The organism is Serratia sp. X10, assembly GCF_017811775.1.
GTDB classification, from domain to species: Bacteria; Pseudomonadota; Gammaproteobacteria; order Enterobacterales; family Enterobacteriaceae; genus Serratia; species Serratia ureilytica.
In genome coordinates this window covers 1-12,495 of sequence record NZ_JAEIOH010000008.1, presented here as the reverse complement: position 1 = coordinate 12,495, position 12,495 = coordinate 1, and the positions used below count along the sequence as shown (strand labels likewise).

Below are 12,495 nucleotides of genomic sequence, written 5' to 3'. Positions count from 1 at the left end.
TTAGGCGTCGAACGCCTGCGTTAACTGCTCCAACTGTTCCTGCGCATCCAGCCAGGTCATTTCCGTCTCTTCGAGCGCGGATTTGGCCTGGCTTTGCTTTTGCAGGCAGTCGGTCAGTTCGGCCTTGCGGCTGATGTCGTACAGTGCGGAATCCGCCAACTGCTCTTCCACCGCCGCCAGTTCGGCACCCAGTTTTTCCATCTGCTGTTCCAGCTTGGCGATCTGCTTGCGCAGCGGTTGGGTTTGCGTACGGAACTCCGCCTCGCGGCGTTTTTGATCCTTACGCGCCTGCGCGCTGTTGGCACCGCTCTCTTTTTCCGGCGCGTCCTGCTGGCTTTCCTGGCGCTGCAGATCGATCAGCCACTGCTGATAATCGTCGAGATCGCCTTCGAAAGGCTCGACCTGGCCATCGTGCACCAGGTACAGATCGTCGGTGGTGGAGCGCAGCAGGTGACGGTCGTGCGAGACTACCACCAATGCGCCTTCGAAATCGATCAGCGCCTCGGTCAGCGCCTGGCGCATGTCGAGATCCAGGTGGTTGGTCGGTTCATCGAGCAGCAGCAGGTTCGGGCGCTGCCAGACGATCAGCGCCAGCACCAGCCGCGCCTTCTCGCCGCCGGAGAAGCGCTCGGTGATTTCACTGACCTTGTCGCCCTGGAAGCCGAAACCGCCCAGATAGTCGCGCAGCTGCTGCTCCAGCACCCTTGGGGCGATGCGGCTCAGATGTTGCAACGGCGATTCGTCGGCGCGCAGGAATTCCAACTGGTGCTGGGCGAAGTAACCCAGCTTGATGCCTTTTGCCAGACCGATCTCGCCGCTCAGCGGTTCCAGGGTGCCGGCCAGCAGTTTGATCAGCGTCGATTTACCGGCGCCGTTGCGGCCCAGCAGGCCGATGCGTGAGCCGGGCACCAGGTTCAGCTTGATGGACTTCAGGATCACTTTCTCGCCGTACCCGGCGCTGACCTTTTCCATGCGCAGCAGCGGGTTCGGCAGGCTTTCCGGCGGCCGGAAGCTGAAGGTGAACGGGTTGTCGACGTGCGCCGGGGCGATCAGCTCCATGCGCTCCAGCATCTTGATGCGGCTCTGCGCCTGCTTGGCCTTGGTCGCCTGCGCACGGAAACGGTCGATATAGCTTTGCAGGTGCGCCACTTTTTCTTGCTGGTGCTGATACAGCGACTGCTGCTGCGCCAGTTTGGTGGCGCGTTGGCGTTCGAACGACGAGTAGTTGCCGGTGTACTCGTTCATCGTCTGCTGTTCGATATGCAGGATCTTGTCGACGATCGGATCGAGGAAGTCGCGGTCGTGCGAGATCAGCACCAGCGTGCCGGGATAGCTTTTCAGCCAGCGCTCCAGCCAGATCACCGCATCGAGATCCAGGTGGTTGGTCGGTTCGTCGAGCAGCAGCAGATCGGAACGGCACACCAGCGCCTGCGCCAGGTTAAGACGCATGCGCCAGCCGCCGGAAAAGTCGCGTACCGGGCTTTGCAGCTGTTCGTTGGAGAAGCCGAGGCCGTGCAGCAGGCTGGCGGCGCGGGAACGAATGGTCCAGGCGTCGATGGCGTCCAGCTTGCCGTGCAGGGTGGCGATGGCGTGGCCGTCGTTGCGGTCGTTGGCGGCCTGCAGTTCGGCTTCGAGCTGGCGAAACTCGCGGTCGCCGTCGATAACATACTCGATCGCCGGCACGTCCAGCGCCGGCGTCTCCTGGTTGACCCAGGCCAGCGCCCAGTTGCCGGGGAAGGTGAAGCTGCCGCCGTCCGCCGCGATCTCGCCTTTCAGCAGCGACAACAGCGTGGATTTGCCGCAGCCGTTTTTGCCGACCAGGCCGACCTTCTGACCGGGATTAACCGTCGCCGTGGCGTTGTCCAGCAGGACGCGGATGCCGCGTCGGATTTGTAGCGAGGAGAATACAATCATAAAGCGCCGTATGTTCAGAGTATGTTAAATTATCATTAAGGTAACAGAACGCGCACCGCGCGCTGTTTTTGTCTTTGCGATGCATGGTAACGGAAAACCGCTACCCTGACGACGCTTTGGAGGGGAATGATGTCGCAGCCGCCCAAGGTCTTGCTGCTGTATGCCCATCCGGAATCCCATGACTCGGTGGCGAACCGGGTTTTGCTTCGACCGGCGCAGCAATTGGAACATGTCACCGTGCACGATCTCTACGCGCACTACCCTGATTTTTTTATCGATATTCATCACGAACAACAGCTGCTGCGTGAGCATCAGGTCATCGTGTTTCAGCACCCGCTGTATACCTACAGCTGCCCGGCGCTGCTGAAGGAATGGCTGGATCGCGTGCTGTCGCGCGGCTTCGCCAGCGGCGTGGGCGGCAATGCGCTGGCGGGCAAATACTGGCGTTCGGTGATCACCACCGGCGAGCCGGAAGGCGCCTACCGCACCGGCGGTTATAACCATTATCCGATGGAAGATATCCTGCGGCCGTTCGAGTTGACCGCCGGGATGTGCCATATGCACTGGTTGACGCCGTTCGTGGTCTATTGGGCGCGGCGGCAAAAGCCGGAGGTGCTGCGCAGCCACGCAGACGCCTACGGGGAGTGGCTGAGCCACCCGCTGCCGCACGGGGGGCGGTGATCATGGAAGGATCGACCTTACTGACCGCCATTTTACTGTTCCTGTTCGCCGCGGTGGTGACGGTGCCGATCGCCCGTCGCCTGGGGATTGGCGCGGTGCTGGGGTATCTGATCGCCGGCATCGCCATCGGCCCGTGGGGATTGGGTTTTATTCGCGACGTTGACGAGATCCTGCACTTCTCCGAGCTGGGCGTGGTGTTCCTGATGTTCATCATCGGCCTGGAGCTGAACCCCAGCAAGCTATGGGAGCTGCGGCGCTCGATTTTCGGCGCCGGCGCCGGCCAGGTGCTGATCACCGCGGCGGTGCTGGGCGCATTGCTGTACCTGACGAACTTCGCCTGGCAGGCGGCGGTGATCGGCGGCGTTGGCCTGGCGATGTCTTCCACCGCCATGGCGCTGCAGCTGATGCGCGAAAAGGGCATGAACCGCAACGAAGGCGGGCAGCTGGGTTTCTCGGTGCTGCTGTTCCAGGATATGGCGGTGATCCCGGCGCTGGCGTTGATCCCCATTCTGGCCGGCGCCGGCGGCACCAGCGACGACTGGGCGAAGATCGCGCTCAAGGTGGCGGCGTTCGGCGGTATGCTGATCGGCGGCCGCTTCCTGCTGCGGCCGCTGTTCCGCTATATCGCCGCTTCCGGCGTGCGCGAGATCTTCACTGCCGCGGCGCTGCTGCTGGTGCTCGGCTCGGCGCTGTTTATGGAGACGCTCGGTCTGTCGATGGCGCTCGGCACCTTCATCGCCGGCGTGCTGCTGGCGGAGAGCGAATACCGCCACGAACTGGAGATCTCCATCGAGCCGTTTAAAGGGCTGCTGCTGGGGCTGTTCTTTATCTCGGTGGGCATGGTGTTGAATATCGGCGTGCTCTACACCCATCTGGCCGAGGTGTTGATCGGCGTGTTGGCGTTGGTGGCGGTGAAATCCGGCGTGCTCTACGGCGTGTCGCGCCTGTTCGGCCTGCGCAGTTCGGTACGCCTGCAGTTCGCCGGCGTGCTCAGCCAGGGCGGTGAGTTCGCCTTCGTGCTGTTTTCGGCGGCGGGCGCCCAAAAGGTGCTGCAGCCGGATCAACTCTCTTTGCTGCTGGTGGTGGTGACGCTGTCGATGATGACCACGCCGCTGTTGATGCAGGCCATCGATCGCATTTTGGCGCGCCGCTATAACGCCAAAGACGAAGACGAGGAGACGCCGTACGTGGAAGATGACGATCCGCAGGTGATCATCGTCGGCTTCGGGCGTTTTGGCCAGGTGATCGGCCGCCTGCTGATGGCCAACAAAATGCGCATTACCGTACTGGAACGCGACGTCAGCGCCGTCGGCGTGCTGCGGCGCTACGGTTACAAGGTCTATTACGGCGACGCCACCGAGCTGGAGCTGCTGCGCGCGGCGGGCGCAGAGAAGGCCAAGTCGATCGTGATCACCAGCAATGAGCCGGAAGACACCATGGCGATCGTGCGGCTGTGCCAGCAGCACTTCCCGAACCTGAGCATTCTGGCGCGCGCGCGCGGCCGCGTGGAGGCGCATGAGCTGCTACAGGCGGGCGTAAAACAGTTCAGCCGCGAGACCTTCTCCAGCGCGCTGGAACTGGGGCGCAAGGCGCTGATGGAATTGGGCATGCACCCGCATCAGGCCTTTCGCGCCCAGCAGCATTTCCGACGTCTGGATATGCGCATGCTGCGTGAGCTGATGCCGCCGCATCAGGGCGACGTGGCGCAAATTTCTCGCGTGAAAGAGGCGCGGCGCGAGCTGGAAGAGCTGTTCCATCGCGAAATGCAAAAAGAAAGTCGCCAGTTTGACGGCTGGGATGAATACGAATAAGCGGGAGCATAACGATGTCTGCAACACGTAAGAGATTTATCGCCGGAGCGGTGTGTCCGAGCTGTAGCGCCATGGATACGCTGGCGGTATGGCGGGAGGATCAGGTGGAAGTGGTGGAGTGCGTCAAGTGCGGCCATCACCAGCGCCAGACCGAACAACAGGTGGAAAAACACGTTCGACCGCAAGAGCAGGTGATCGGCATTTTTCAGCCGAAGTAGCGTTTTTTTATCCCGAAGGGTACAGCGAGGCAGATTTCCGTTACAATCTGTCCGGAAAAGGCGCGCATCCCGATAACGGTGCGCGTCCTAGTAGCCAACGGTAGGAGATATCATGAAAGTAGCAAAAGACTTGGTGGTCAGCCTGGCTTACCAAGTACGTACAGAAGACGGTGTTTTGGTTGATGAGTCTCCGGTGAGCGCACCGCTGGACTATCTGCACGGGCATGGTTCTCTGATCGCAGGTCTGGAAAAAGCGCTCGAAGGCCACGACGTTGGCGATCGTTTTGACGTTCACGTCGGCGCGAACGACGCGTACGGCAACTACGACGAAAACCTGGTGCAGCGCGTACCGAAAGACGTCTTCATGGGCGTTGACGAACTGCAGGTCGGCATGCGTTTCCTGGCTGACACCGATCAGGGCCCGGTACCGGTTGAAATCACTGAAGTTGACGGCGACCACGTTGTGGTTGACGGCAACCACATGCTGGCCGGCCAAAACCTGAACTTCAACGTGGAAGTTGTCGCGATCCGCGAAGCGACCGCAGAAGAACTGGCGCACGGTCACGTACACGGCGAGCACGATCATCACCACGAGCACGGTGAAGGCTGCTGCGGCGGTCACGGCCACAGCCACGATCACGACCATAGTCACGACCACGGTAAAGGCGGTTGCGGCAACGGCGGTTGCGGCTGCCACTAAGCAGAACGCGATCACGAGACGAGAGGGCGGCCATCGGCTGCCCTTTTTTATGCGCGGCGCCCATCAATAGTGCGGCGGAGGCGTTTCTTCCGATTGCGAGGCGATCATCGAAGTTTGGGTCGAACGCAGCTTGTCGGTCAACATGCGCAGGTGTTCGCGCATCTTCAGCATTTCCATCTGATGCTGGGTGACGGTCTGGTTGAGCTCTTCGATAGTAAGCTCTTGAAAGGCCTGACGGCTTTCCAGTTCTTCAAGCCGCTGTAGCAGACCTTGAATGTCGTGATTGTGCATGAGGCTACCTCTGACGCGATAAAATCCTGATTCGGCGCTATGGTAACAGCTGGCGCCGGGTTTGCTCGCGCTATTTCTTTGGGCGGCGCGCAACGTTGCGATCGGCAGTGTAAAGTGCTGAAAAGTTATGCGCTCGATATGCCGTTTTTTGCTAACCTCGCCGAATATTCTGCAAGAAAAATCTGATTTATCATGTGAGTAGCGAGGGATGGGAAACTTCTTGGCAAAGTGGGAGTCACACTTTGACTCGATTGGTTACCTGTGCGACTGTTTTGTTTTGTTTCAGGCAGCTATAGTAGCCCGGTTATCTTACCTAATGATTGTTTGGGGCATTGCTTCAGACACTGGAGAAATGGATGAAATCTTTGTTTAAAGTCACGCTTCTGGCAACCACCATGGCTTTTGCTCTGAATGCGACCCAGGTCATGGCAGCCGATGCCGCCAAACCGGCAGAAGCCGCTAAACCAGCGGACGCGGCAGCAGCGCCAAGCACCGGCAAGTTCAAAAACGACGACGAGCAAGCGGCTTACGCACTGGGCGCCTCTCTTGGCCGTTACATGGATAACTCTCTGAAAGAGCAAGAGAAGCTGGGCATCAAGCTGGATAAAGATCAGCTGATCGCCGGCGTTCAGGACGCTTTCGCTAACAAGAGCAAGCTGAACGACGCCGACATCGAGAAGACCCTGCAGGGCTTTGAAGCGCGCGTGAAGGCTTCCGCTCAGGCGAAGATGGAGCAGGACGCCAAGGACAACGAAACCAAAGGCGCCAAGTATCGCGACAGCTTCGCTAAAGAAAAAGGCGTGAAGAAAACCGAATCCGGCCTGCTGTATCAGGTAGAGAAACCGGGCGCGGGTGAAGCGCCGAAAGACAGCGACACCGTGGTGGTGAACTACAAAGGCACCCTGACCGACGGTACCGAGTTCGATAACTCCTACACCCGCGGCGAGCCGCTGTCATTCCGTCTGGACGGTGTGATCCCTGGCTGGACCGAAGGCCTGAAGCACATCAAGAAAGGCGGCAAAATCAAGCTGGTGATCCCACCGGCGCTGGCCTACGGCAAAACCGGCGTTCCGGGCATCCCGGCTAACTCCACGCTGGTCTTCGACGTCGAGCTGCTGGATGTGAAAGCGGCGCCGAAAGCCGACGCTAAAGCCGAAAAACCGGCCGACGCCAAAGCCGACGCCAAAGCGAAATAATCTCGTCGCTCTGTTTGCCACCGCCGCGGATGCCCTCCGCGGCGGTTTTCATTTCGGCAGCCGCTACCGCTCTCTCCATTGAACGCTTGACGCCTGCCGGGCATCGGGCTTAACGTCAATACCACGCGCAAACGCAAGGACTTTGCTCCGGCCGCTTTGCTAGACTAATAATTCTGACTTATCAGTCATGCGTCTGCCCCTTAGGGCGTGTACCTAAAATTGTTCCCGGCCGCCTCGCCCGCGGATGTCATCGCGCCGTTTTATGCCGCTCTCAGCCAGCCGCGCTGCAGCGCGCCGACGACGGCAGCGTTCCGGCCCGAGCGGTTTTAGCTGCGCCCCCTGGCACAGGCGATCTATGAGGGTGGTATCTTCGATGTCGAATTCGCTTTTATCCAGCGAAGCCAGCGAACTTGATTTGCTGAATGAACGTCCGTTTACTCAAACGGATCATGAAATCCTGAAATCCTATGAAGCGGTGGTCGACGGGCTGGCGATGTTGATCGGCGGCCACTGCGAAATCGTATTGCACGCGCTGGAAGACCTGAACAGCTCGGCGGTGCGCATCGCCAACGGGGAACACACCGGGCGCAAAATCGGCTCGCCGATCACCGACCTGGCGCTGCGCATGCTGCACGACATGGCCGGCGACGACAGCAGCGTGTCGAAAGCCTACTTTACCCGCGCCAAAAGCGGCGTATTGATGAAATCGGTGACGATCGCCATTCGCAATCGCGAGCAGCGGGTGATTGGTTTGTTGTGCATCAACATGAACCTCGACGTGCCGTTCTCGCAGATCATGCAAACCTTTATGCCGCCGACAGCGCAGGACGTGCCGTCTTCGGTGAACTTCGCCTCTTCCGTCGACGATCTGGTGGCGCAGACGCTGGAGTTCACCATCGAAGAGGTGAACGCCGACCGCTCGGTGTCCAATAACGCCAAGAATCGACAGGTGGTGCTCAATCTCTATGAGAAAGGCATCTTCGACATCAAGGATGCGATCAACCAGGTGGCGGATCGTCTGAATATCTCCAAACACACCGTCTATCTGTACATTCGCCAGTTTAAAAGCGGCGACCTGGTGGGAAGCGACCGCTGATGCTCGACTATTGTCTGTTGGTTACCGGCCCGGCTTATGGCACGCAGCAGGCCAGCAGCGCCTATCAATTCGCTCAGGCTTTACTGGCGAAAGGGCACCGTCTTTCCAGCGTCTTTTTCTACCGTGAAGGGGTGTTGAACGCCAACCAGTTAACCGCGCCCGCCAGCGACGAATTCGATCTGGTGCGCGGCTGGACGCAGCTCGCGCAGCAACACGGCGTAGTGCTCAACGTCTGCGTGGCCGCCGCGCTGCGTCGGGGCGTCACCGACGAGCAGGAGGCGCAGCAGCAGGGGCTGGTCGGCGCCAACCTGCAGCCCGGTTTTACCCTGAGCGGGCTGGGTTCCCTGGCCGAAGCGTCGCTGAGTTGCGACCGTCTGGTGCAGTTCTGAGGAAATGATGAAACGAGTCGCTTTTGTTTTCACCCACGGGCCGCATGGCGGCGCCGGCGGCAGGGAAGGGCTGGATGCGCTGCTCGCCACGTCGGCGCTCAGTGAAGATTTGGGGGTGTTTTTTATCGGCGATGGCGTGTTGCAGCTGTTGCCGGGCCAGCAACCGGAAAAGATTTTGGCGCGCAATTATATCGCCACTTTCGGCGTGCTGCCGCTGTATGACGTGGAGCGGTGTTATCTGTGCCAGGCTTCGCTGCAGGAACGTGGGCTGAGTCAGGTGACCGATTGGGTGCTGGATGCCGAGGTGCTTGCGCCGGACGAACTGCGCCGTGAATTGGCCGGCTACGACGCCATAATGACGTTTTAGGAACTTCTGATGTTGTATACCCTGAGCCATTCGCCAAACCAATGTGACCTGCCCGCGCTGTTGCGCCTGACCGCGGAGGGCGACGCGCTGCTGCTGCTGCAGGACGGCGTGCTCGCAGGCCTTGTTGGCAGCGCCCATCTTGAATCGCTGCTCGCCGCCCCCATATCCCTTTATGCGCTGCAGGACGACCTGGAAGCCAGGGGGTTGATTGGTCATTTTTCGCACAAAATCACTGTCGTCGGCTATAATCACTTCGTTGAATTAACCGAACAACACCGCAGCCAAATGGCCTGGTAATGAGAGTGATGTTGTATATTTCTTGACACCCATACTGGTCAGCCCTAAAATTCTGCGTCCTCGTACTTTGCCAGTAGTGCATACGAGGGGATTTATCACATGTTTACGAAGCTAGTACGAAGCAAAAACCAGGAGCTTTTTTAATGGCAACAATTAACCAGCTGGTTCGCAAACCACGCTCTGTGAAGGCTGCTAAAAGCAACGTTCCAGCGCTGGAAGCCTGCCCGCAGAAACGTGGCGTATGCACCCGCGTATATACCACTACCCCGAAAAAACCAAACTCCGCACTGCGTAAAGTTTGCCGTGTGCGTTTGACCAACGGTTTCGAAGTGACTTCCTACATCGGTGGCGAAGGCCACAACCTGCAGGAACACTCCGTAATCCTGATCCGTGGCGGTCGTGTAAAAGACCTGCCAGGTGTGCGTTACCACACCGTCCGTGGTGCACTTGACTGCTCCGGTGTTAAAGACCGTAAGCAAGCTCGTTCCAAGTACGGCGTGAAGAAGCCAAAGGCTTAATGGTTCTCCGTTAAGTAAGGCCAAACGTTTTAACTTTAATGTCAAAATAAACTCGTAGAGTTTTGGACAATCCTGAATTAACAACGGAGTATTTCCATGCCACGTCGTCGCGTAATCGGCCAACGTAAAATCCTGCCAGATCCTAAGTTCGGATCTGAGCTGCTGGCCAAATTTGTAAATATCCTGATGGTAGACGGTAAAAAATCTACTGCAGAAGCAATCGTCTATACCGCGCTGGAGACCCTGGCTCAGCGTTCTGGTAAAGATCACCTGGAAGCTTTCGAAGTCGCTCTCGACAACGTTCGCCCGACTGTAGAAGTTAAGTCGCGTCGCGTTGGCGGTTCTACTTATCAGGTACCAGTTGAAGTCCGCCCGGTTCGTCGTAATGCTCTGGCAATGCGTTGGATCGTTGATGCTGCACGTAAACGCGGTGATAAATCCATGGCTCTGCGCCTGGCGAACGAGCTGTCTGACGCAGCAGAGAACAAAGGTTCTGCTGTTAAGAAGCGTGAAGACGTTCACCGTATGGCCGAAGCCAACAAGGCGTTCGCCCACTACCGCTGGTAATCATCTGGCTGTAGTCATGCTAACCAAGCGGGCGCGTCAAATCGGCCCGCTTGGGTTAACTGAACTTGAACGCCCTAGGAATAGAGGAATCAAATGGCTCGTACAACACCCATTGCACGCTACCGTAACATCGGTATCAGTGCTCACATCGACGCCGGTAAAACCACCACTACCGAACGTATTCTGTTCTACACCGGTGTAAACCACAAAATCGGTGAAGTTCATGACGGCGCTGCCACCATGGACTGGATGGAACAGGAGCAGGAGCGTGGTATTACCATCACTTCTGCAGCGACGACTGCCTTCTGGTCTGGTATGGCCAAGCAGTTCGAACCGCATCGCGTAAACATCATCGACACCCCAGGGCACGTTGACTTCACCATCGAAGTAGAACGTTCCATGCGTGTGCTGGATGGCGCGGTAATGGTTTACTGTGCTGTTGGTGGTGTTCAGCCACAGTCTGAAACCGTATGGCGTCAGGCTAACAAATACAAAGTGCCACGTATCGCGTTCGTTAACAAAATGGACCGTATGGGCGCTAACTTCCTGAAAGTTGTTGGCCAGATCAAAACTCGTCTGGGCGCTAACCCTGTTCCTCTGCAGCTGGCTATCGGCGCAGAAGACAAATTCACCGGCGTTATCGACCTGGTGAAGATGAAGGCGATCAACTGGAACGAAGAAGACGCAGGCGTTACCTTCGAATACGAAGACGTCCCGGCTGACATGATGGAACTGGCTGAAGAATGGCGCCAGAACCTGATCGAATCCGCTGCGGAAGCTTCCGAAGAGCTGATGGAAAAATACCTGGGTGGCGAAGAGCTGACCGAGGCAGAAATCAAATCCGCTCTGCGTCAGCGCGTGCTGAACAACGAAATCATCCTGGTTACCTGTGGTTCTGCGTTCAAGAACAAGGGCGTACAGGCGATGCTGGATGCGGTAATCGAATACCTGCCGGCGCCAACTGACGTTCCTGCGATCAACGGTATCCTGGACGACGGTAAAGACACCCCGGCTGAGCGTCACGCAAGTGATGACGAGCCGTTCTCTGCTCTGGCGTTCAAAATCGCTACCGACCCGTTCGTAGGTAACCTGACCTTCTTCCGCGTGTACTCCGGCGTTGTTAACTCCGGCGACACCGTGCTGAACTCCGTTAAGGCTGCGCGCGAGCGTTTCGGCCGTATCGTTCAGATGCACGCCAACAAGCGTGAAGAGATCAAAGAAGTTCGCGCAGGCGACATCGCCGCTGCGATCGGTCTGAAAGACGTGACCACCGGGGACACCCTGTGTGATCCAGACTCTCCAATCATCCTGGAGCGTATGGAATTCCCTGAGCCGGTAATCTCTATCGCCGTTGAACCAAAAACCAAAGCTGACCAAGAGAAAATGGGTCTGGCTCTGGGCCGTCTGGCTAAAGAAGACCCGTCATTCCGCGTATGGACTGACGAAGAGTCTAACCAGACCATCATCGCCGGTATGGGTGAACTGCACCTCGACATCATCGTTGACCGCATGAAGCGTGAATTCAACGTTGAAGCTAACGTGGGCAAACCTCAGGTAGCTTACCGCGAAGCGATTCGCGCGAAGATTACCGATGTTGAAGGTAAGCACGCCAAGCAGTCTGGTGGTCGCGGTCAGTACGGTCACGTTGTGATCGACATGTACCCACTGGAGCCGGGCTCTAACCCGAAAGGTTACGAGTTCATCAACGACATCAAAGGCGGCGTAATTCCTGGCGAATACATCCCTGCCGTTGATAAAGGCATCCAGGAGCAGCTGAAGTCTGGTCCGTTGGCTGGTTACCCGGTAGTAGATATGGGTATTCGTCTGCACTTCGGTTCTTACCACGACGTTGACTCCTCTGAACTGGCGTTTAAACTGGCCGCGTCTATCGCCTTTAAAGAAGGCTTTAAGAAAGCGAAACCAGTTCTGCTTGAGCCGATCATGAAGGTTGAAGTTGAAACTCCAGAAGAGAACACCGGTGACGTTATCGGTGACTTGAGCCGTCGTCGCGGCATGCTGCGCGGTCAGGAATCTGAAGTGACTGGCGTTAAGATCCACGCTGAAGTACCGTTGTCCGAAATGTTCGGCTACGCAACTCAGCTGCGTTCTCTGACTAAAGGTCGCGCATCATACACCATGGAATTCCTGAAGTATGATGATGCACCGAACAACGTCGCTCAGGCCGTAATCGAAGCCCGTGGCAAATAAGCCGCAGGGTTAAAACCAAAGTCCCGTGCTCTCTCCAGAAGGGGAGAGCGCTATAGTAAGGAATATAGCCGTGTCTAAAGAAAAATTTGAACGTACAAAACCGCACGTTAACGTTGGTACTATCGGCCACGTTGACCACGGTAAAACTACCCTGACTGCAGCGATCACTACCGTTCTGGCTAAAACCTACGGCGGTTCTGCACGTGCTTTCGACCAGATCGATAACGCGCCAGAAGAAAAAG

General features: G+C 57.7%; 15 protein-coding genes. 13 read left to right on the top strand and 2 right to left on the bottom strand.

Going from position 1 to position 12,495, the window contains the following annotated elements; genetic code table 11:
- Nucleotides 1–1,914 carry an ABC transporter ATP-binding protein gene (locus J9788_RS21010; protein WP_046898734.1) on the bottom strand — a complete coding sequence of 638 codons (1,914 nt, stop codon included), beginning with the start codon at nt 1,912–1,914 and terminating at the stop codon, nt 1–3.
- Nucleotides 1,915–2,043: 129 nt separating this feature from the next.
- Between J9788_RS21010 and kefG the strand changes: the two genes are divergently transcribed.
- The 4 genes from kefG (at nt 2,044) to slyD (ending at nt 5,324) form a co-directional block, all read left to right on the top strand.
- The gene (gene kefG / locus J9788_RS21005; protein WP_025159909.1) at nt 2,044–2,595 is read left to right on the top strand and encodes a glutathione-regulated potassium-efflux system ancillary protein KefG; all 552 of its coding nucleotides are present in this window, start codon (nt 2,044–2,046) and stop codon (nt 2,593–2,595) included.
- A 2-nt stretch (nt 2,596–2,597) separates the two neighbouring features.
- On the top strand, nt 2,598–4,406 hold the full coding sequence (kefB, locus tag J9788_RS21000) for a glutathione-regulated potassium-efflux system protein KefB (RefSeq protein ID WP_182265730.1): 1,809 nt from the start codon (nt 2,598–2,600) through the stop codon (nt 4,404–4,406).
- Nucleotides 4,407–4,420: 14 nt separating this feature from the next.
- The gene (locus tag J9788_RS20995) at nt 4,421–4,624 is read left to right on the top strand and encodes a YheV family putative zinc ribbon protein (protein WP_015379274.1); all 204 of its coding nucleotides are present in this window, start codon (nt 4,421–4,423) and stop codon (nt 4,622–4,624) included.
- A 112-nt stretch (nt 4,625–4,736) separates the two neighbouring features.
- Nucleotides 4,737–5,324 (top strand): peptidylprolyl isomerase, encoded by a 588-nt coding sequence (slyD, locus tag J9788_RS20990; protein ID WP_182265731.1) that lies wholly within the window; start codon nt 4,737–4,739, stop codon nt 5,322–5,324.
- A gap of 63 nt (nt 5,325–5,387) precedes the next feature.
- On the opposite strand, the gene J9788_RS20985 is transcribed toward slyD, so the two are convergent.
- The gene (locus tag J9788_RS20985; RefSeq protein WP_182265732.1) at nt 5,388–5,615 is read right to left on the bottom strand and encodes a protein SlyX; all 228 of its coding nucleotides are present in this window, start codon (nt 5,613–5,615) and stop codon (nt 5,388–5,390) included.
- Between the two features lie 356 nt (nt 5,616–5,971).
- On the opposite strand from J9788_RS20985, the gene fkpA reads away from it, so the two are divergent.
- From fkpA to J9788_RS20940, 9 genes are all read left to right on the top strand, one after another.
- Nucleotides 5,972–6,811, top strand: a complete 840-nt coding sequence (fkpA, locus tag J9788_RS20980; RefSeq protein WP_016930330.1) for an FKBP-type peptidyl-prolyl cis-trans isomerase — start codon at nt 5,972–5,974, stop codon at nt 6,809–6,811.
- 373 nt (nt 6,812–7,184) lie between these two features.
- Entirely contained in the window at nt 7,185–7,907 is a 723-nt protein-coding gene (locus J9788_RS20975; RefSeq protein ID WP_033645248.1) for a transcriptional regulator, read from the top strand.
- Nucleotides 7,907–8,296 (top strand): sulfurtransferase complex subunit TusD, encoded by a 390-nt coding sequence (gene tusD / locus J9788_RS20970; RefSeq protein WP_046898736.1) that lies wholly within the window; start codon nt 7,907–7,909, stop codon nt 8,294–8,296. Before J9788_RS20975 ends, tusD begins: the two co-directional genes overlap by 1 nt.
- Nucleotides 8,297–8,303: 7 nt before the next feature.
- Nucleotides 8,304–8,663 carry a sulfurtransferase complex subunit TusC gene (gene tusC, locus J9788_RS20965; protein ID WP_046898743.1) on the top strand — a complete coding sequence of 120 codons (360 nt, stop codon included), beginning with the start codon at nt 8,304–8,306 and terminating at the stop codon, nt 8,661–8,663.
- 9 nt (nt 8,664–8,672) lie between these two features.
- A complete protein-coding gene (gene tusB / locus J9788_RS20960; RefSeq protein WP_033645246.1) occupies nt 8,673–8,960 on the top strand; it encodes a sulfurtransferase complex subunit TusB in 288 nt (95 codons plus the stop codon).
- Between the two features lie 143 nt (nt 8,961–9,103).
- Nucleotides 9,104–9,478 (top strand): 30S ribosomal protein S12, encoded by a 375-nt coding sequence (rpsL, locus tag J9788_RS20955; protein WP_004930426.1) that lies wholly within the window; start codon nt 9,104–9,106, stop codon nt 9,476–9,478.
- 96 nt (nt 9,479–9,574) lie between these two features.
- The gene (rpsG, locus tag J9788_RS20950) at nt 9,575–10,045 is read left to right on the top strand and encodes a 30S ribosomal protein S7 (protein ID WP_004956203.1); all 471 of its coding nucleotides are present in this window, start codon (nt 9,575–9,577) and stop codon (nt 10,043–10,045) included.
- 93 nt (nt 10,046–10,138) lie between these two features.
- On the top strand, nt 10,139–12,253 hold the full coding sequence (gene fusA / locus J9788_RS20945) for an elongation factor G (RefSeq protein WP_033645245.1): 2,115 nt from the start codon (nt 10,139–10,141) through the stop codon (nt 12,251–12,253).
- Nucleotides 12,254–12,323: 70 nt separating this feature from the next.
- Nucleotides 12,324–12,495 (top strand): GTP-binding protein (locus tag J9788_RS20940; RefSeq protein WP_227255718.1); only part of this gene is annotated, 172 nt, incomplete at its 3' end.

What these genes read in the sequence shown, in the direction of transcription:
- rpsL (WP_004930426.1), top strand. Translation starts at nt 9,104, where the DNA reads ATGGCAACAATTAACCAGCTGGTTCGCAAACCACGCTCTGTGAAGGCT.
- fusA (WP_033645245.1), top strand. Translation starts at nt 10,139, where the DNA reads ATGGCTCGTACAACACCCATTGCACGCTACCGTAACATCGGTATCAGT.
- tusD (WP_046898736.1), top strand. Translation starts at nt 7,907, where the DNA reads ATGCTCGACTATTGTCTGTTGGTTACCGGCCCGGCTTATGGCACGCAG.
- slyD (WP_182265731.1), top strand. Translation starts at nt 4,737, where the DNA reads ATGAAAGTAGCAAAAGACTTGGTGGTCAGCCTGGCTTACCAAGTACGT.
- J9788_RS20985 (WP_182265732.1), bottom strand. Translation starts at nt 5,615, where the DNA reads ATGCACAATCACGACATTCAAGGTCTGCTACAGCGGCTTGAAGAACTG.
- J9788_RS20995 (WP_015379274.1), top strand. Translation starts at nt 4,421, where the DNA reads ATGTCTGCAACACGTAAGAGATTTATCGCCGGAGCGGTGTGTCCGAGC.
- kefB (WP_182265730.1), top strand. Translation starts at nt 2,598, where the DNA reads ATGGAAGGATCGACCTTACTGACCGCCATTTTACTGTTCCTGTTCGCC.
- rpsG (WP_004956203.1), top strand. Translation starts at nt 9,575, where the DNA reads ATGCCACGTCGTCGCGTAATCGGCCAACGTAAAATCCTGCCAGATCCT.
- tusC (WP_046898743.1), top strand. Translation starts at nt 8,304, where the DNA reads ATGAAACGAGTCGCTTTTGTTTTCACCCACGGGCCGCATGGCGGCGCC.
- fkpA (WP_016930330.1), top strand. Translation starts at nt 5,972, where the DNA reads ATGAAATCTTTGTTTAAAGTCACGCTTCTGGCAACCACCATGGCTTTT.
- J9788_RS21010 (WP_046898734.1), bottom strand. Translation starts at nt 1,914, where the DNA reads ATGATTGTATTCTCCTCGCTACAAATCCGACGCGGCATCCGCGTCCTG.
- kefG (WP_025159909.1), top strand. Translation starts at nt 2,044, where the DNA reads ATGTCGCAGCCGCCCAAGGTCTTGCTGCTGTATGCCCATCCGGAATCC.
- J9788_RS20975 (WP_033645248.1), top strand. Translation starts at nt 7,185, where the DNA reads ATGTCGAATTCGCTTTTATCCAGCGAAGCCAGCGAACTTGATTTGCTG.
- tusB (WP_033645246.1), top strand. Translation starts at nt 8,673, where the DNA reads ATGTTGTATACCCTGAGCCATTCGCCAAACCAATGTGACCTGCCCGCG.